Consider the following 17,934-nt stretch of genomic DNA (forward strand, 5'->3'; position numbering starts at 1 on the left):
ACGACGGCGGCGACCGCGAGCGCCGCTGTTGCCCCGATGCCGATTGCGACGGAGTACGCCAGAGCACGCCGGCCGCCGGTCCGTGCCTCGCCCGCGCGCTGCCGGAGCGCTCGTGGTCTGCGCGCACGCGTACGCAGTGCGGAAGGAGCTGTGGTGTCCTGCGGCGGCGGAGAGGTCACGGCAGGCGGGTCCGACGACGGCTCGCCCGACCACAGGAGTAGCGCACGAAGGAGGACGGGGCGCTGCCAGGTGTGGATGGCGGTGAGTTCCGTATGGGCAACCGCGCAGCTGTCGCAGCGGCTGAGATGGCGATCGACGTCCTTCGTCTCGCTTTCGGGAGAGCGTCGTACGCCGTCGGCCATCCGGACGGCCAGATGCCGGCAGGACCGGTTGCGAGCCCGTGCAATGTGCGTCTGGAGGTAGGCATCGTGGAGACGGCGTCGGGCGGCTGCCTCGGGACGCGGCTCGATCCTGGCAAGCGGCGTTGCCGACGGGTACGACTGCGGGGAGTCCGACGACGCGGTCACCTCTTCGATGCAGCGCCACAGGTCGGCCTGCTGGGACTGCGGGAGGCTCTGGAAGGCCCGGACCATGAGTGAGTCCGACTCAGCCGCCGCCTGGGCTGAGGGATCCGCAGGATTCGGGTGGGGCAGGGTCGTGAGCCATGCGGTGAAGCCGGCGGACAGGGTCGAGCCATGCTCGGTGCCGGCCCAGCCGGCGGCGGCTCTGCGCGTCGCCGCCAGCAGGTACGGGCGCCAACCTTCCGTGGGTCCGTTCCCGGCGCGGACGGCTGCCAGCGTCCGTGCGAAGGCCTCGTCCGTGAGCCTCTCCGCGGCTTGGTGCTCCTTGCAGCACTGGCGGGCATAGGCAAGAACGGCGGCGCGGTGGCGGCCGGTGATCTCCGCGACCGCGGATCGGTCCCGCGCGTGTCCATCACGGATACGGCATGCGAGTTCGGCGTCCGTGGGTGCTGTGGCCACCGTGTCTGACATCTCTTCTCCTCGCGCATCACCCTGGGGTTACACAGTCGAATGGGCAACACAGAGAGCGGGGTGAGGCGCTTCGGTACACGTGTCGCGGACCAGGCCCCGCGAGTGTGCGCTGCATCGGAAAGATGCCCGTGGGAAATTCCCGCCATGAGTACTGGCTCCGTGCCGGGATCGTCCAGCGCCCTGTCACGTGACTGTCGTTATCTCCTGTGATCAGCACCCTACCCGTCGGTAGAGGATACTGGTCCGGCCGGTCACCTGGAGTCAAGACCCTACCAGTGCGCATTTATGATGAATGACCAGATATCTAGCTGACATATTGTCAGCATGATTATTGCTGCGCTGATTGTGACTGCTTCTGTCTGCAATCGTTGGCATGAACTCGATTTTTATCGAGAGATGATAAGCGACTCTTCCACCACCGGTGCCCGGCCGCCACGCGCCCCGGGCGAGTAGCGTGAAGGCGTGGCCACGGGGGCGCGGCAGCCCGCGCCCGGCTGCTCGTCCGGCAGGGGCTCAGGCCTGCTGGCTGAGGACGGTCTCCGCGGCCCGCCGGTGCCGGCGGCGCCAGCGCCCCCCGAGGGTGCGGCGCGGATCCGAGGCCAGGCCGAGTTCCACCTCCACCCGTGCCCCTCCCAACTCGCTGCGCAGCACCCGCACATGGCCTCGGGTCGATTCCGCGGCACTGCGGGCGATGTCCAGCCCGAGACCGGTGGACCCGCCGGTGCTGACGCCGCGGGACAGCGCGCCTGCCGGGTCCTCGATACCGGGTCCGGCGTCCTCGACCACCAGGACCACACTCTGTGCCGTCCGCTGCACGCTCACCGCGAAGCCGGCCCGCTGGGGCGTGTGCCGGAAGACGTTGCCCACCAAGGCGTCGACGACGGCGGTGAGGTCGTCCTCCCGCAATCGTACGGGCGTCGGTTCGTCGGTCGTCTCGAACGTGCACAGCCGGCCCTGTTGCTCGGCCAGCACCGACCAGAAACCGACCCGGTGTCTGGCCAGGTCGGAAACCTGGCACGCCTCGTTGGACCGCTGACCGGGACGGGCGGCCCCGGCCTCCAGCGGCCCCGAGCCGCGGTCGGCGCTCATCGACCTGGTGGACAGTGGGGTCCGGGCGGCGAGAATGATCGAGTCCAGTTCGGACTCCAGATGGCGGATCGCGGAGGTCATCCGGGGCGCGCCCTGGACCGGGCCGATCCGTTCGGCCGCGAGCTGCAGCGCCGTCAGTGGAGTCCGCAGCCGGTGGGACAGGTCGGCGACCAACTCACGTTCTGTCGCGAGGAGTTGTGTGATGTGGTCGGCCATGCTGTTGAAGGCCAGGCCGGCGGCGTGGAGCTCCGGGGGTCCCGTCGGCTCCACGCGGACATCCAGTTCACCGGCGCCGAGCGCGGCCGAGGCATCGGAGAGCCGGCGGGAGGCGCGCACCACGCGAGCCGCGAGCCGGTCGGCCACCAGGACGGAGCCGAGCACCAGCGACGCGGCCAGCACGGACATGACGATCCAGGCTCTGGTCACCCCACGGCTCAGCTCGGCCTGCGGGACGAACTCCTCGACGACGGCCACCCGGTCCTGGTCCAGGAGTACGGGTTGCAGGTACTCCCATCCGCCGGGGACGTCACCGGTCACGGGCTCCCGATCGCGGACGGCCCGGTCAACCATCGCTGACGTGGCGCGGGCGGTTCCGATGTCCTGGCCGTCCGGCAGATGGATGGCGAGCCCCTTGGTCGTGTCCAACCGGGCGACGACGCGTTCCAGGTCCGTGGGCCGGGCGGAGAGTGCCAGGGCGGGTACCGCCGCCGCGGCCCGCTGTTCGGCGACAACGGTTGCCTGGGTCTGCACCTGGGTGCGCAGTAGCAGGGCGAGGGGGACCAGGAAGGCGACAGCGACCATGGAGGTCGCCACCAGTGCCACCATGGCGAGGGTGGCTCTCATGAGGGCGATACCAGCTTCACGCCGACGCCCCGCACGGTGTGCAGATAGCGGGGCCGGGACGCCCGTTCGCCCAGCTTTCGGCGCAGGCAGGACAGGTGCACGTCGACGGTCTGCTCCTCCACGTACGGTTGGCGCCACACCTCGGCGAGGAGCTGTCGCTTGGAGACGACCCGTCCGGCGTTCCGGGCCAGGAAGGCCAGCAGGTCGAACTCGCGGCGCGTCAGTCCCACTTCCCGGCCGGCGAGATGGACGGTTCGCGCCAGCGGGTCGATCCGCAACTCGCCGGTGACCATAAGGGCATAGCCCGGATCGCGTGCACCGCCCGGCGCACCGACGTCGCCGGGCAGGCTGGTGGCAGTGGCGGAGCGTCGCAGCACGGCTGTCAGGCGGGCGACGAGTTGCCCGCCGGAGAAGGGCTTGACCAGGTAGTCGTCGGCTCCAGCATTGAGCAGTTTGATGATCTCCGACTCGTCGTCGCGGGCGGTGGCCACCACGACCGGGACCTGGGACAGGCCGCGGATCATCCGGAGCGCGTCGGCGCCGTCCAGGTCGGGCAGGCCCAGGTCGAGCACGACCGCGTCCGGCTGCCACTGGGTGATCTCGCGCAGCGCGCCGAAGCCGTCGGGAGAGCTACGCACCAGAATTCCATGGCCGGTCAGGACCTCTATCAGGGAAGTTCGAATCGCGGGGTCGTCTTCGACGACGAGGACGGAGGTCATGGCGCACACCGTAGCGGTCTCCAGTCGGTAGGACCGGCCGACCCGTTCACGGCGGCGTCGGGGTCGCGCCGGTCGTGGCGCTCGCGGCCCCGGGCCGACCGGTCCGGCGTCCGGGAAGCATCGGATGCAAGCTCAGCGGAACCTTAGGGGTTCATGAAGGGATCCTGCTCGTAGCGGTTTCGGCGCTGTGTCACTCATACGATCAGTGATGTCGTCCGGGTGCGTGGGCGGCTCACGCCGGGGCCGGCGTCGCGTGTCGGGCTGCCTGCGCGGCGTACTCGGCCGCCGACGCGGGCCCGGTCGGCTGCCCTGCGGCACCGATGGCCTGGCGGGGTTGCTCGACGGCTGCGCGGACCGGAATCACCACCGGGGTGCTCTTGACCGGGGCGTCCTTGTCGGAGTCGACTTCGCGCCGGGACCGGGTGGCCTCCGGGCGCCTGCTCAGCTGATGGCTCGCCGCCTCGTCGAGGCTGACGGGGCGTTGCAGCGTAGCGGCCAACGTGCTTGCCACGCGGCCTAGTTCAGCGACGTCGCTCCAGTCCAGCTGAAGTACGAGGCGGAGTTCGGCGCCCCCATCAGTGCCGGCCAGGAGCGACGGCTTGGTCAGATCGTTCACGGGATCATCCTCACGGTGTCAGGCGGGCCATGGGAGCACGGCGCCAAAGGCGGGCGGCGCTGTCGGGTGGATTCCGGTGGAGGGCCGGGCTCGGTCCCTCCCGACGGCCGGGTGAGCCCGAGCCTAGGCCGAGCCGATCTCGTGGAGAACCACGGCCCGGAAACTTTCGCCGCCGCTAAGGAGGCCCTCAGGTCCCGCTTCGCCACCGGCTCGGTGCCGTCGATGAGTGGAACCTTATGTGTTGGTTAGGGGCTTTCACGGCATGGGTTTTCAGCCCCGGAGAGCCCGTACATTCGGTGTCGTCGGCGATCCTTTCCGAACCGCGAACGGAATTCTCCCGCGGTTCCGCCGCCCGCACCAGCAGCGACCAGCCAGCCGCCAATCGTGGCCGAGCGCCTCGCCTTATGCCGGGCGTTCCAGGCAGTCGCCCCTCTAACAGAGGAATTCGCATGATTCGAAAGTCAGGCAAACATCACTCGCCGGCCGGGCGTCGCCGGGTGACCAGAGCCAGTCTCGCCGTCGGCGGCATCCTCGCCGTCGGCGCGTCCCTGCTCAGCGTCTCCTTCGCTGACACCGTTCCCGTCGCCCCGCCGAGCCCCCAGGCCAACCCGAACTGCACCCTGGCGGTGCCCGCGGACCCGCTCACCGCTCGCGGCCTGGCCGCTGCCTACACCCTGACTGCCACCGACCCCGCGAAGGGCCCCTGCCGCGAGTCCGATGCCGGCCAGGCGGCGTTCGTCCAGGCCACCGTGCTCGACCCGGCCAGCGGTGCGGTCTCCGTCTACAACCCGCTGGTTGTCGACAGGGGAAGCGAGCCGGCTGTCCGCCCCGTGGTCCCCGCGCTGCCGGCGCACGCGGTGGTCGGCATCTGGTTCAGCTTCAACGGAACCGCCCTCAAGCTGACGGGCCAGACTGCCGCCGGGAAGTGCACGGGGCCGTCCCCGACGCAGCCGCTCGGCCAGTTCGCCTCCTGCAACGCCCCCGCGTTCTTCACGGCAGCCACCTCCGCCCAGCACACGGGAAGGCTCACCGTGCCACGGCTGGGCACCGCCCGTGACGGCGAGCCGTGCCCGACCGTCCGCGACACGGGCTTGGCCGGACACGACCGCACCGGCAACGTCACCACCGAGTACGTGACGACCGCGGACGGCAGGACGGCTCAGAAGACGGCCGACAGCACCGGCAGGCTGCACGGCGGAGGCCTGATCCACGCAGCCGTCGCACCGCTCTGGGCCGGCGACAACTTCCTGCTCGTCCACTTCGAGGACCCGGCGCTCGGCTGCACCCCGTGGACCGTCCCCGACCTCGCCGACCCCGGTAGCAAGGTCACCGCACTCGCCCTCGACGAACTCCAGGCGGCCAACTTCCTGCCCTCGCCCATCGCGCTGGTTCCCGTCAAGAGCCGCACGGGAGCCGAGGGCAACCAGCAGAGCGCGGCCGCGACCGAGCCCTACCCCGCGGGCGGAGAGCCGCCCACGGTCGGCGGTGCCGCGAAGGGCGATCTCAAGGCGTACTGCATGAACCTCGCCACCTTCGGCGCCCAACGCATCATCCTGGACAAGGAGTTCACCGTCAGCGCGCCGTCCCCGCAGGCCGGCCGTAGCCTCTTCGACTTCCTCACCCAGCGCCTGGCCGCTTCGCTCGGCAGCCTCGGCTGCCCGCAAGCGGGTGCCTCGAGTCCCACCGCCATGCCGACCGGCGCCGTGAGTCCCACCGCCATGCCGACCGGTACGCCGAGTCGGACCCCCGTGCCGACCAGCGCCCCGAGTCGGACCGCCGCACCGACCACCGTCCCGATGCCGAGTCCCTCCGCCACGGTCTTCGGTAACCACTGGTAGGCCGACAGGCCACCCGCTCCCAACAGGGCGTCGAACCCGACCGATCAGCTGTCACGACCGGCCCGCCCCGTCCCCCGTGGGCCCTGTCGTCACCGAACCCGACACTCTCCCGAACAGAGGTCCCAGTCATGTCTCTCCCCCAGAAATCGGGTCAACGCCGCTCCCGCGTCCGGCGCCGCCGGATGACCACCCTCAGCCTCTCCTTCGGTGGCGCCCTCGCCGCCGGCGCGGCGCTGCTCGGGGTCTCCTTCGCCGCCGTCACCCCCGGCCCCCCGGCGCAGACCGCCCGCGCTGCGGCCGCGGCGCAGCCCAACCAGAACTGCACGTTGAACGTGCCGGCCAATCCGCTCAGCCCCCAGGGGCTGGCGACGCCGTACACCTTGACGGCCACCGACCCCGCGCAGGGGCCCTGCAACGAGGCCAACCCCAACCAGTCGGTGTTCGTCCAGGCCACGGTGGTCGACAACAACGCCTACACCAGCTCGGTCTCCGTCTACAACCCGCTGGTCATCGACAGCGGAACGCAGCCCGCCGTCGCCCCCGTCGTCCCGAAGATGCCGCTGTCCCCCGTGGTCGGCATCTGGTTCGGCTTCAACGGCGGCACCCTCACCCTGGGCGGTCCGGGCGCCGCACAGTGTGTGGGCGGCACCCCGGGCCAGCCCTTCGGCCAGTTCGCCTACTGCAACGCCCCCGACTTCTTCCAAATCGCCAATGCCGAGGTCGACTTCCAGGCACTGACCGTGCCGCCGCTGGGCACCGGGAAGGACGGCAAGCCGTGCCTGACCACCCGTGACTTCGGCCTGGTCGACCAGGACCAGAGCGACAACGTCACCGCCGAGTACCTGGCCACCGCAGACGGCCGCACCGCGCAGCGCACCGCCGCCAACACCGCCGCGCTGCCGGCCAGTACCGCGCTGCTCAACGGCAGCGACAACCTGCTGCTGACCAACTTCGAGGACCCGGCGCTCGGCTGCACCCCTTGGACCGCCCCCGACCTCGCCGACCCCGGCCACACCACCACCTCGATCGCCCTCAACGAGCTCCAGGCCAACCAGATCCCCGACATCCAGGGCGGGTTCGGTCCCCGTCTCGCCATGGTCCCCCTCAACGACCCGATGGTCCTCGACAACGGCCAGCAGAGCACCACGAAAACCAACCTCTACCGCGAGGGCGTCGACCAGCCCGACATCCAACCCAACGACAACGGCGACCCGACCGACTACTGCACGAACCTCGCCACCTTCGGCGCCCAGCGGATCAACCTCGACCAGCAGTTCACCGCCAACGCCCCCTCCCCGCAGGGCGGCCAGAACCTCTTCGACTTCCTCACCCAGCGCCTCGCCGCCTCCCTCACCAACCTCAACTGCCAGCAGGCCACACCGGCACCGGCCGCCAAGCCGAGCGCGACCGCCAAGCCGAGGAACCACCAGCCCACGCACACCCCCAGCCCAACTCGACCGTGACCCTCGCCCGGCCTTCACGGTGAATCCGTCAGCAGACAGTGCAGGCGCGAGGGTGTCCAGCTTGGTCGTCACAACCGAGCTGGACACCCTCGCGCCGTTCTTCGTGTGGTCGGCCGGGCTACCCGCAGGTCCACAGCTGCAGCGGAGCGCCGTTGTTCGTGTATCCGTTGAGCACATCCAGGCACAGACCGGACGCGGTGTTGACCAGGCTTCCGTCCGACTGAGCCGTCCACTTCTGGCTTTCGGAACCGGTGCATGAGCGGACCATCACCCGAGTACCGGGGTGGACGGTGTCCGAGGTGGGGGACAGGCAGAGTCCGGTGCCCTCAGTGCGCAGTTCCGCAGTGGCAGTGGCGACCCACTGCTGGCTCGGACGGCCGTCGCAGGACCAGATTCCCACACTGTTGTCAGCGCTGTTGACGTTGAGGCAGTGGCCCGACGCCGAGTCGAGCAGCACGGCTGGGACGGGCTGGGCGTCGACGGCTGTCGGTGGCGGCTGACTGCCGGGCATGCTGCCGGCCGGTTGTGTGGACGGCACGGCTGATGGTGTGGCCGACGAGGCAGAGGCCCACGAGGGAGAGGCAGACCCAGTGGGAGCGTCCGGCGGGGGGCTCGCGGCGAAGGATGCCATCGTCGCAGGCAAGGTGAAGTCCGTCTCGGGGGAGGGAGCGTCGGATATGGCGATGGCCGTCCCACCCGGCCCGGTAGCGGCCGGCGCAGTCAGCGCGACGAGTTGGACCGATACCACCGCTGCGATCAGAGCCACAGCGGTCACGCTGGCGACAGCCCACGGAAGCCGCCGAGGGCCCCCGCCTGTCAGTGAGATTCGGCGGCGGGTACCCCCGCCGCGGCTGTCCGCCGTCTCCTCCTCGGTCGGCTCGGTCGGCTCGGGCGCCTCGGTCGCGTGGAAGGCTGCGTCGAACGCGAGAATCGCGGTCTCGAACTCGGACCCGGCCTCATCAGGTGCTCTACGGCCGGCCACATAGGGTGGGACGTACGGCCGTTCACGGGTGTCCATGTCCGCCCGGGCGTCGCCGTGGTGGTCGCAAAGGTGTTCCAACTCCGGTTCTGGCTGGCCGCATTGTGGGCAAAAGTGTGAACCTGTCATGACGCGACTCCTTGTCGTCGGCAATGGAACGCACGGTGCCGATGGACGACATGCCGATGCGTTGATCTGGTGGTTCAGCCCGGGCTGTCGGCCTGGAGGCGGCGAACGACGCGTCCGGAGGACGCGGCGCCCGCCGTGATCGCGTCAACGACCGCTCCACGAGCGGGTGAAGGTCCCTGCCTAGTGCTGCCCCGCGGAAGTTCGTGGAGGGGTGTTGATCAGGGCGTGGGGTCGCCGAGGTAGAAGCCGCAGGCACAGTCCAGGGCTTCTTCCGGCGAGCCGAAGGGGAGCCCAGTGGGAAGGAAGTTGTCCTCGTACTTGCCGCTGCTGGCGAGGTAGAGGGCGAAACCCCAGGTGTGCAGGACGCCGCTGAACCGCAGACGGCACAACGGCTGCGGCTCCTCCTCGTCGGGCAACTCGCCCGCGACATAGGCGAATCCGGTGCGGAAGCGAACCTGGACGCCGCTGAGCTGGGGCCAGCGTTCCCTCGCACGGGCGCTCAGACGCTGGCGCAGGTGGTGCTGCATGGACTCGGGCGGGTTCTTCGGCACGGGGTCCATCCTGCCGGGCGCCGCCCCCACACGCCATGATCATCGCCTTGGCCATGGGGTGCGGAGGGTGCGGTGGGGATGACCGAGGCGGTCATGGTGGAGCTGGACGAGACGGTGCGCGAGCGCCTGATTCGCACGGCGGCCTCGCTGAAGTCGCAAGTCCGGGCGGCGCTGCGGGCCCGGATCGTGCTGGCCGCCGCCGACGGGGGGAGCAATGGGGCCATCGCGCGCGAGCTGGAGGTCAGCGTGAACACGGTGCGCAAATGGCGTGGCCGGTTCGCGGCCGGGGGCATGGAAGGGCTGAAGGACGCCGCGCGGTCGGGCCGACCCAGGATCTATGACTCCCACGTGCGTGTGGCGGTCGTGGCCACGGCCACCAGCGCGCCTGCGCATCCGGAGTCGACCTGGTCGCACCGGGCCATCGCCGCGAAGGTCGCCGGCACCGTCTTCGCCGCGATCTCTCCCTCCCAAGTCGGCCGGATCCTGGCGGATTTGGACCTCAAGCCGCACCGGGTGCGCGGCTGGCTCACCCGCCGCGACACCCCCGACTTCTGGGAGCGCGTCGCCGATATCTGTGACCTGTACCGCAAACCACCCGAAGGCGCGGTGGTGCTCTCCATCGACGAGAAGACCGCGATCGCCGCCCGCTCCCGCCGCCATGCCGGCCGGCCCGCCGCCCCGGGCCGGCCAGCACGCCGCGAGTTCGAGTACCGCCGCCACGGCACCGCGTCCCTGGTCGCCGCTCTGGACGTGTGCACCGGCGAGGTCCTCACTGAGATCATCACCCGCAACGACGCGGTGACCTTCACGGCCTTCCTCGACCAGCTCGACGCCGTCATCGCCCCAGGCCAGGACATCCATGTCGTGCTCGACAACGGGTCCTCCCACACCGCCAAGCACACCAAGAAGTGGCTGGCCGACCACCCGCGCTGGCACGTGCACTGGACCCCGCCGCACGCCTCCTGGCTCAACCAGGTCGAGCTGTTCTTCTCCACCCTGGCCCGCAGAGTCCTCCGGTATGGCGACTTCTCCAGCCGTGACGACCTCATCGACAAGCTGGAGAGCTTCGTGATCAACCACAACACCACTGCCAAGCCGTACCAGTGGACCTACGACGGCACCCCACTCAAGACGGCCTGATCGGTCTGAACACCCCTCCATGAACTTCCGCGGAGCAGCACTAGAGCGGCATGACGCCGGGGCTTGACCAGCGGTCCCGCCGGTTCTTGGAAGCGTGTTCCTTCTGGCGGCGGCTGATCTCGGTGCGGCGTTCGTCGGCGGTGAGTCCGGCCCAGATGGCACCGCCCGCGAGGGTGGGATTGGCGAGCGTCCACGCGAGGCACTCGCCGCGGGTGATGGTGCGACAGTCGCCGCACAGTTGCTTCGCGGTGGCGGTTCGGGCCTCGGCATCCGGGCCTTCGGGCCAGAAGGTCTCGGGGTCGACGTCATCGCGGCGACATGGCTCGTCGCCGAGCAGCTGCGGAAACGGGACCTCGGCTCGATTGAAGAGACGAGCGGAGTCAGCGCTGGTCTCGAAGCGCGGGGCCGGATCGCGTCTCGAGCGGGCGATGGCGGCCGCACCGCCGCGTGGGCGGCTGCCGGCTGTCATGACAGGGCCTTGGGAAGCACGACGGTGAGGAGGCGGTCGTCGCCAGGCCGCGTGCCGACGTCACTGCCGGAGAAGGGCGGGATGCGGGTCGATCGGTCGCGCTGTGGCCCCTCGGCGTCGAGGGTGGACCAGGCCGTGTCCTGGCCGGGCCGGTGCGCGCAGGGGCTGTGGCGGAGCGCTCCGCCCGGGCGGGCGCGGGACCCGCTCCTGCGGGCTGTGAACGTGACACGCATGGTGACGCTCCTTCATCTTCACAGTGGATGTGACGGGCGGGTGGGGCGGCCGAATCTGTCGACCGCCTCGGGGGAGTACCTGACGACGGCGCAGGCGTTCGGCCGCCCGTGACGGCTTGCTGCTGCCGACCTTGACCGCGACCGGGGCCGGCGCGGAGCCGGCGAGACCTTGGCCACCGATCCGTCGTCGATCTCTGTCGCCGGTCTCTCCGACTACCCGCCGATGCTCTTGGCGGGCGCCTGTCGCCGGTGCCGTTCGGGTGGCTCGTCTCCCAGCTGTCCGTGGAGGCCGGCCGCCGGCAGGACGATCTCGAAGCAGCAACCGCCGCTGACGTTGCGTACGCTGGCTCGCCCGGCATGCGCCTCCACGATTCCCCGGACGATCGCCAGGCCCAGCCCGGCCTGGCCGTCCATGGACGAAGCGGCTACCACGTCGGCGGTGTTCACGACATCGGCGGAACGGGACGAGACCGCAGTCCGGGCGCCGCTGCCTCGCCATCCGGGGTCGAACACCCTCCCCAATTCGTGTTCCGGTATGCCGCCGCACTCGTCCGTGACGGAGAGCACCACGTCGTGTGCCTCCCGGTGGGCGGCGACCGCCACGACGCCTTCGGCCGGGGTGTGGCGGATGGCGTTGGTCAGCAGGTTGGCCAACACCCTGGCGATCTCCTGGTCGTCCACGTGGACGGGGGCCGGTTCGACCTGTCCGTCCAGCAGCCGCACGCCGCGCTCGCGGGCCAGGGGGGAGGCGCCGATGATGGCATCGCCGACCAGGTCGTAGACCGAGACCCGGGAGGGTGAGAGGCTCAGCGTGCCGGTCTGCATGCGGGAGAGCTCGAAGAGGTCGTCGACCATGCAGGTGAGGCGGAGCACCTCGGTGCGGATCTGGCCGTAGTAGCGGTGCGGGTCTTCGGCGACACCGTCCTCCAGCGCTTCGGCCATCGCGCGCAGCCCGGCCAGTGGTGCACGCAGGTCGTGCGACAGCCAGGAGATGAGCTCGCGTCGGGACGATTCCAGGGCCTGTTCCCGTTGTCGGGCCTCAGCCGGTCGTGCGCCGTCGGCGCTGGCCTTCGCAGGCTCGCCCTCCATCGGCCGGGCCGGGCTCGCGGGCCGGGCACCGCTGTCGGCCGTCCGGGCTTCGCGTGTCAGCCCGCGGTTGCCGGCTCCCGGTTTCCGGCCCGGTAGTGCGGCGCGGTCGGTGGGGACTGCCTGGCGCGGGGTGGCGTGGTCGAGGCTCACGGTCGTCGTCCGTTCACGGGTCGGGGTCGGGTTCGGGGCGCTGGTCCGAGCGGAATGGGGGCGCCTGCGGTGACGCGTGGCAGGCTGCGCCGCCTCGTCCTGCCCGTTCGGCCGGGCGGTGCCGGTCGCACGGGCATGCACCTCCGGGGTCCGGAAGTCGACAGTCTGCTGAACACCCAAGGCGCCGACGTGCCCTGGAGTTGCGTGGGCTGGTGTGCGGGCCCCGGTTGCGGGGTGGTCGCCGATGCGATCTCCGACGCCACGTCAGACCCGAGTCGGGACACCGCTCGTCCTTCGGGCAGGACGACGCTACGCGTGATGGCGAACCAGGCCGCCTTCCCAGGGGGTTCCGTCCGAAATCCCCAGAGGCCCTGGGAAAGGGCGTGAACGATCCGCAGGCCACGGCCGCTCTCGGCGAGGGCGAGGACGGGGTCGTCGAGCTCCCCGCCCTCGTCAGCGGAAGTGGGACGACCGTCAGCCCCCAGGGACACGGCCGGGTACCGGGGGGCGCTGTCATGGACCTCGACGACGATGGCGGCCTCGGTGAGTATCAGCTTCAGACTGCAGGGAGTAGTGGCGTGACAGTGCGCGTTGGCGGTGAGTTCGCTCGCCATGACCAGGGCGTCCTGGACCGTGTCCGGGGGAACCCCCAGGTCGGTCAGGGCGTCGTGCAGACGCCGCCGGGTCTGGGCCGTGGGGTTCGGCTCGTCAGCGCCCCAGGCATACAGGGTGCGGTGGGAGTAGCCGAGGCGGTGGTCTGTTGACATGCCATGACCTCTCTCTGCGGGGCGGCCTGATCGGTGGCGAGGCCGTCTCCGTGGGCATAGCCGGCGTCACGGCCCGCTGTGCGTCCGGATGTCCCGCGGGGCCGACGCCGCGTTCAGGCCTTCGAACGGCCGGAGCGTGGCGCGGGTGACGGATCGGTCAGGCGGTTGGGTGGGATGGGCCCGTCAGTGTCCGGGGTCCTACTGCGTGCAGCAGGCGGGGGATGAGGTGCTGGGCTTGGCGGGGATCGTCGGTGTCACGGTCACGGTGGGTGTGCCGGTGGGCATCGGGGTGGTGCTGGGTGTGCCGGTGGGCATCGCGGTGGTGCTGGGTGTGCCGGTGGGCATCGCGGCGGTGCTCGTGCTCGGGGTCGGCGTTGGGGGGACTTGCTGGCAGCCGAGGCTGGTGAGCGAGGCAGCGAGGCGCTGGGTGAGGAAGTCAAAGAGGCTCTGATCGGCCGCAGGGGACGCGGCCTTGGCGGTGAACGGCTGGTCGAGGTTGAGGCGTTGGCCTCCCACGGTGGCGAGGTTGGCGCAGTACGCCTTGGGATCGCCGTCGGCGGCCGCGCTGATCGTGGGCTGGTCCACTCCCGAGCGGTAGAGGTCGGCCTTCCGCCGGCTCTGCTTGTTCTTCTCGACCACCATGGGGTCGTTGAGCGGGACCAGGGCGATCGGAGCCGTCTGGAACTTGGCTGCCTGGAGTTCGTCGAGTGCGAGCGAGGTGACCTTGCTGCCGGGGTCGGCGAGATCGGGGGCGGTCCATGGGGTGCAGCCCAGCGCCGGGTCCACGAAGTCGACCAGCAGCAGGTTGTCGCTGCCGTTGAGCAGCGTGGTGGTGTTCCGCATCCTGCGTCCGCCGCCGATGGCCGTGGAGTTCTTCGCGGTCTTCTGGGCGGTCCTGCCCCGTGCCGTGGCCAGGTACTCGGCCGTGACGTTGTCGCTCTGGTCCTGGTCGACGAGGCCGAAGTCGCGGGTGGTCGGGCAGGCCTTGCCGTCGCGGCCGGTCCCCAGGGGCGGGACGGTGAGTTTTCCCGCTCGCTGCGCCGTGGTGGCCGCGGCGAAGAAGGCCGGGGCGTTGCAGTACGCGAACTGGCCGAAGGCCTGCCCGTTCGGCGTGCCGCCGATGCACCTGCCGGCGCGGGTCTGGCCCCGCAGGGAGAGCGTGTCGCCGTTGTATCCGAACCAGATGCCCACCACGGCGTTCGTGGGCAGGGTGGGGAGGACGGGCGCTATGGCCGGGGCGGTTCCCTTGTCGATGACCAAGGGGTTGTAGACGGAGACGGCGCCGGTGGCCGGGTCGAGCACGGTGGCCTGAACGAAAGCCGACTGGTTGGGATTGGACTCGTAGCAGGATCCTTGGGTCGGATTGGTGGCCGTCAACTTGTAGGGCGTGGCCAGGCCTTGGGCCGTGAGTGGATTGGCCGGCACTGTGAGGGAGCAGTTCGGGTTGGGCTGGGCCGTGGGCGTGGTGGCGGCGAAGGACACGCCCAGAAGGGCGGCGCTCGCGGTGAGAACAGCACCGAGGCCGAGGCTGAGTACGACAGCCCGCCGTCGGCCACGGGAACGATGCCTGGTGGACATCCGCGGCGATGTCATGTGGGGTTCCTCCAGTGAGAAGTGATCGGGGCTGATGCCCCTACGGGTGTCCTTCGTCCTGCAACCACCAGGTTCGTTCGACCGTGGACCTGGGATGTCATCAGCGTGTACCCCGATCACCTGGGAAGGACCGCTGGTTGAGCCGTGATCGGGAGGGGAGGACTCGGATCAAGAAGGCGAGTAGGCAGGACAGGAAGCCTGCTGCGATTCCGATGGCGACGAGGTTGATGTGGCGTGGTTCCGGATGGACGGTGAAGATGTGCAGCCAGATCAATCCGAAGGCAACGTAGGCAAGTTGGTGAAACTTCAGCCACCGCCTGTATCCAAGTCGTTGTTGCAGCCACACGGAGCATCCGACCGCGATGGCCAGTTCCGTGCCCAGGATGCCGAGACCGACGGGAACTCGTTGCTGGCCGCCGGTGAACGGGATGAGGAGGTTGGCGGTGTCGATGTCCCACACGGGCTGGTACGCGAAGGTCAAGCCGTGAATGGCTCCGAAGATCAACGCTGAGAGGGCGATAGTCATGTGCGCCCCGTACACCGTGCCGCGGTTGACGTTGCGCTGGAAGTAGCGCATGCGGAGCACGATGCCGAGGACGACTGTGGTCACCATCAGCACATAGGAGATGATCGCGGCCAGTCGAGCGATCTTGTGGACGCCCATGTCGTACGGAATCTGCTTGTCGTAGGCGTCCAAGGGGGAGCCCGGTATGGGAGTCGCGGCCACTGCCGGTTGCATCGCAACCAGTGATATCACCACGGCAAGAAGAACTACCGCCAGTACCGGGAGGACGTTGCCGAATCGTGCGCGGAGGCCGCTCGACAGATTGCCCTCGATATCGACGTGGGGCAGTGTGTCGGAAATCTGGGTCATGGATTTCTGGCTCCGTTGTTTCCTGCGCGTACGCCGAGGTGGGGGAAGTGGTATCGACGCGTCGGCCTTGCTCGCCGACTGGAGCCCAGAACCCGGGACGACCGGGGAGAGTCGGTCCTTCGAGCGGGAGGGCTGGCACTGATCGTAGGGTCACTTCGATACGGGAACGCGGGAATGCAAGAGCCGCTAACCAACCCATAAGGTTGTGCTCACTTCAGCAACCGACGGTTGCCCGGGGCCGCGCGCTGGCGCTGTCGCCGTGAGCCCGCTGCTCGGCGTGCTCACCCGGTGGGCAGACCGCGCCGCAGAGATGCCCGCCACCGTCGGACGGGGATCGGGACGATGCCCAACACGCCCACGGTGCGAGGCTGTTGCGCCGGGAGCGGGTTGCGGCCGGCGAATTGCTGACCGTCTCCAAGTCCGGCGGCCGCCGGCAGCGATGAGAGTGAGGTCGGTGCACCGAGGCGCTGGATATGCGAGAGCGGCCAGGCGATCGCAACCGCTCGGCCCACCACGTTCGCCAGCGGAACGGTCCCGTGGCCGGGGTCGCTCATGTGATAGCGCGAGTCGGCCGACACGTCGCGGTGGTCGCCCATCACCCACAGCCGACCGCTGGGCACGGTTACGTTGAAGGGCCGCTGGGACGGCACATTGCCCGGCGCGAGATAGGACTCGTCCACCGCGACGCCGTTGACGGTGACCCTGCCGCGGCCGTCGCAGCAGGCCACGGTGTCGCCGCCGATCCCGATCACCCGCTTGATCAGATCCTGCTTGTTGTCGGAGGGCAGCAGGCCGACGAAGGAGAAGGCATCCTTCACACCGCGTAGCACTGGTCCGTCGGAGGCGTTCTGCGGACCGGCCTCCAGCCAGCCGCCAGGATCCTTGAACACCACCACGTCACCACGCTGCGGTTGGCTGCCGAGCCACGGAGTGAACTTGTCCACTACGACCCGGTCACCGATGTCGATCGTGTTCTGCATCGAACCGGAAGGAATCACGAACAGCTGTACCAGGAAGGTCTTCAGCAGCAGAGCGATCGCCAGTGCCACCACCGTGATCACCGGCAGCTCACGCATGCGGGATCGGTTCCTTCGGCGTGCCGCGCGCCGTGCAGTCCTGCGCCTCTCCGCACGCCCGCGAACGGCAGGCGACCGGGACGCCATCGTGTACATCTCACCGGAGGGGAAGCCATTGGCACCGAGCCCGCGCCTATCTCTGGTCTCCGTGGCCACGGGCACCCCCTCTCGCGCAGAGCCCGGCCGAGCGCTCCGGGCTGGTCCACCCATTAGGCGGGAAGGCAACCTCCTCGACCTCGGCCGGCATGCCCGACCTGGAGCAGCTGTGTCCCACGTGTCGACCTGACTCCCTCGAACCGAAAAAGAATTCAGCAGAATGACGATCCTTCGACCCACCCGAGTGCGGGGCCCGCATCCGCTGTGGAACCGGCGTCACCGCTGACGCCGGCGATCTTGCCGCCGTCCGGGCCAGGCAGCACGCTGCCTCGCGGCTTGGGGCACTCCGTCTCGCCCCGCGGTCGGTGGCCGGTTGAAGACCTGCCTCTCCTGTGGCTGGCCGGAAAAGGGCGTGGCCCCACCGTCCTGGTGGAGCCACGTCGCGCTGATCCTGTGTCTGCGCCCTGCTTCACGGGTGCGGGCCCGTGCCGGCCCCCGCGGGGTCGCCGGTGGAGGCGGGCCGGCTGGGCTCAGCTCCGTTGTGACGTCGACCTTCGTGGCGTTGTCTGTCGGGGCCGCCGGCGATGGCTGTCAGGCGAGACGGTCAGCCGCCGATGACCAGCTTCCCGTTGTCGACCTTGACCGGGACCGGGGGCAGCGGGGAGGAGGCTGGCCCTTCGGCGACCGAGCCATCGGCGATCTTGAAGGTGCTGCCGTGGCAGGGGCACTTGATGAGTCCGTCGGATACGCTGGAGACGGTGCAGCCCTTGTGGGTACACACGGCGCTGAAGGCCTTGTACTGTCCCGCGGACGCCTGGGTGACGACGACCTTGGCGGCGGGGAAGACCATGCCGCCGCCGACCGGCACGTCCATCGCCTGGCCGAGTACGGTACCGCCGCTGGACATCGACGGATCCGTGGCACCGCTGGACGTGGGAGCGCCGGCGGTGGTACCGGACGCTGAGGAACCCATGGCGGTGGGAGTCGGCGCGCCGTCGGTTCCCGTCGCGGCGGATCCCGTCGACGCGGACGACGAACACCCGCACAGGGCCAGTGCGGCTGCACCGCCGACACCGGCCGTTCCGCAGAGCATGGCACGGCGGGTGGGTGCGGTCTGCTGGGCTTGGGCAGTTGTGCTCTCGGGCATGGAGATCCCTTTCTCGAAGTTGGCGGTCATGAGGAGCACCAAGAGAGTTGCGTCAGGCGAACTGGCGTGAGGGAAGGCGAA

General features: G+C 69.8%; 15 protein-coding genes. 3 read left to right on the top strand and 12 right to left on the bottom strand.

Annotated features, from left to right (window positions below):
- Positions 1-1,505: 1,505 nt before the first annotated feature.
- From P3T34_RS34595 to P3T34_RS34605, 3 genes are all read right to left on the bottom strand, one after another.
- Complete coding sequence (locus P3T34_RS34595) at positions 1,506-2,924, bottom strand: HAMP domain-containing sensor histidine kinase (protein WP_280669998.1); 1,419 nt, start codon at positions 2,922-2,924, stop codon at positions 1,506-1,508.
- Positions 2,921-3,643 carry a response regulator transcription factor gene (locus tag P3T34_RS34600; RefSeq protein WP_280669999.1) on the bottom strand — a complete coding sequence of 241 codons (723 nt, stop codon included), beginning with the start codon at positions 3,641-3,643 and terminating at the stop codon, positions 2,921-2,923. Before P3T34_RS34600 ends, P3T34_RS34595 begins: the two co-directional genes overlap by 4 nt.
- A gap of 232 nt (positions 3,644-3,875) precedes the next feature.
- Positions 3,876-4,259, bottom strand: a complete 384-nt coding sequence (locus P3T34_RS34605) for a hypothetical protein (RefSeq protein ID WP_280670000.1) — start codon at positions 4,257-4,259, stop codon at positions 3,876-3,878.
- Between the two features lie 497 nt (positions 4,260-4,756).
- Between P3T34_RS34605 and P3T34_RS34610 the strand changes: the two genes are divergently transcribed.
- The gene (locus tag P3T34_RS34610; RefSeq protein WP_280670001.1) at positions 4,757-6,097 is read left to right on the top strand and encodes a hypothetical protein; all 1,341 of its coding nucleotides are present in this window, start codon (positions 4,757-4,759) and stop codon (positions 6,095-6,097) included.
- Between the two features lie 182 nt (positions 6,098-6,279).
- The gene (locus P3T34_RS34615) at positions 6,280-7,560 is read left to right on the top strand and encodes a hypothetical protein (protein ID WP_280670002.1); all 1,281 of its coding nucleotides are present in this window, start codon (positions 6,280-6,282) and stop codon (positions 7,558-7,560) included.
- A 118-nt stretch (positions 7,561-7,678) separates the two neighbouring features.
- Here the strand turns inward: P3T34_RS34615 and P3T34_RS34620 are convergent, their stop codons facing one another.
- Together P3T34_RS34620 and P3T34_RS34625 are read right to left on the bottom strand one after the other, a co-directional pair.
- Positions 7,679-8,098 carry an RICIN domain-containing protein gene (locus tag P3T34_RS34620; RefSeq protein ID WP_280670003.1) on the bottom strand — a complete coding sequence of 140 codons (420 nt, stop codon included), beginning with the start codon at positions 8,096-8,098 and terminating at the stop codon, positions 7,679-7,681.
- A 788-nt stretch (positions 8,099-8,886) separates the two neighbouring features.
- Positions 8,887-9,219: a hypothetical protein gene (locus P3T34_RS34625; protein ID WP_280670004.1), complete on the bottom strand. Its 333-nt coding sequence runs from the start codon at positions 9,217-9,219 to the stop codon at positions 8,887-8,889.
- Positions 9,220-9,297: 78 nt separating this feature from the next.
- Here P3T34_RS34625 and P3T34_RS34630 point away from each other — a divergent pair, with 78 nt between their 5' ends.
- Positions 9,298-10,359, top strand: a complete 1,062-nt coding sequence (locus P3T34_RS34630; RefSeq protein WP_280670005.1) for an IS630 family transposase — start codon at positions 9,298-9,300, stop codon at positions 10,357-10,359.
- A 40-nt stretch (positions 10,360-10,399) separates the two neighbouring features.
- Here the strand turns inward: P3T34_RS34630 and P3T34_RS34635 are convergent, their stop codons facing one another.
- The 7 genes from P3T34_RS34635 to P3T34_RS34665 form a co-directional block, all read right to left on the bottom strand.
- Entirely contained in the window at positions 10,400-10,828 is a 429-nt protein-coding gene (locus P3T34_RS34635; RefSeq protein ID WP_280670006.1) for a WhiB family transcriptional regulator, read from the bottom strand.
- The gene (locus P3T34_RS34640; RefSeq protein ID WP_280670007.1) at positions 10,825-11,061 is read right to left on the bottom strand and encodes a hypothetical protein; all 237 of its coding nucleotides are present in this window, start codon (positions 11,059-11,061) and stop codon (positions 10,825-10,827) included. Before P3T34_RS34640 ends, P3T34_RS34635 begins: the two co-directional genes overlap by 4 nt.
- 213 nt (positions 11,062-11,274) lie before the next feature.
- The gene (locus tag P3T34_RS34645; RefSeq protein ID WP_280670008.1) at positions 11,275-12,300 is read right to left on the bottom strand and encodes a HAMP domain-containing sensor histidine kinase; all 1,026 of its coding nucleotides are present in this window, start codon (positions 12,298-12,300) and stop codon (positions 11,275-11,277) included.
- Positions 12,301-13,265: 965 nt separating this feature from the next.
- Positions 13,266-14,549 carry a hypothetical protein gene (locus tag P3T34_RS34650; RefSeq protein ID WP_280670009.1) on the bottom strand — a complete coding sequence of 428 codons (1,284 nt, stop codon included), beginning with the start codon at positions 14,547-14,549 and terminating at the stop codon, positions 13,266-13,268.
- Positions 14,550-14,760: 211 nt separating this feature from the next.
- Positions 14,761-15,534 (bottom strand): ferric reductase-like transmembrane domain-containing protein, encoded by a 774-nt coding sequence (locus tag P3T34_RS34655; protein WP_280670010.1) that lies wholly within the window; start codon positions 15,532-15,534, stop codon positions 14,761-14,763.
- Between the two features lie 281 nt (positions 15,535-15,815).
- Positions 15,816-16,820: a signal peptidase I gene (gene lepB / locus P3T34_RS34660; RefSeq protein ID WP_348534725.1), complete on the bottom strand. Its 1,005-nt coding sequence runs from the start codon at positions 16,818-16,820 to the stop codon at positions 15,816-15,818.
- 490 nt (positions 16,821-17,310) lie between these two features.
- Positions 17,311-17,613 (bottom strand): Rieske (2Fe-2S) protein, encoded by a 303-nt coding sequence (locus P3T34_RS34665; RefSeq protein WP_280670011.1) that lies wholly within the window; start codon positions 17,611-17,613, stop codon positions 17,311-17,313.
- Between the last annotated feature and the right edge of the window lie 321 nt (positions 17,614-17,934).

Source organism: Kitasatospora sp. MAP12-44 (assembly GCF_029892095.1).
Taxonomy (GTDB): domain Bacteria; phylum Actinomycetota; class Actinomycetes; order Streptomycetales; family Streptomycetaceae; genus Kitasatospora.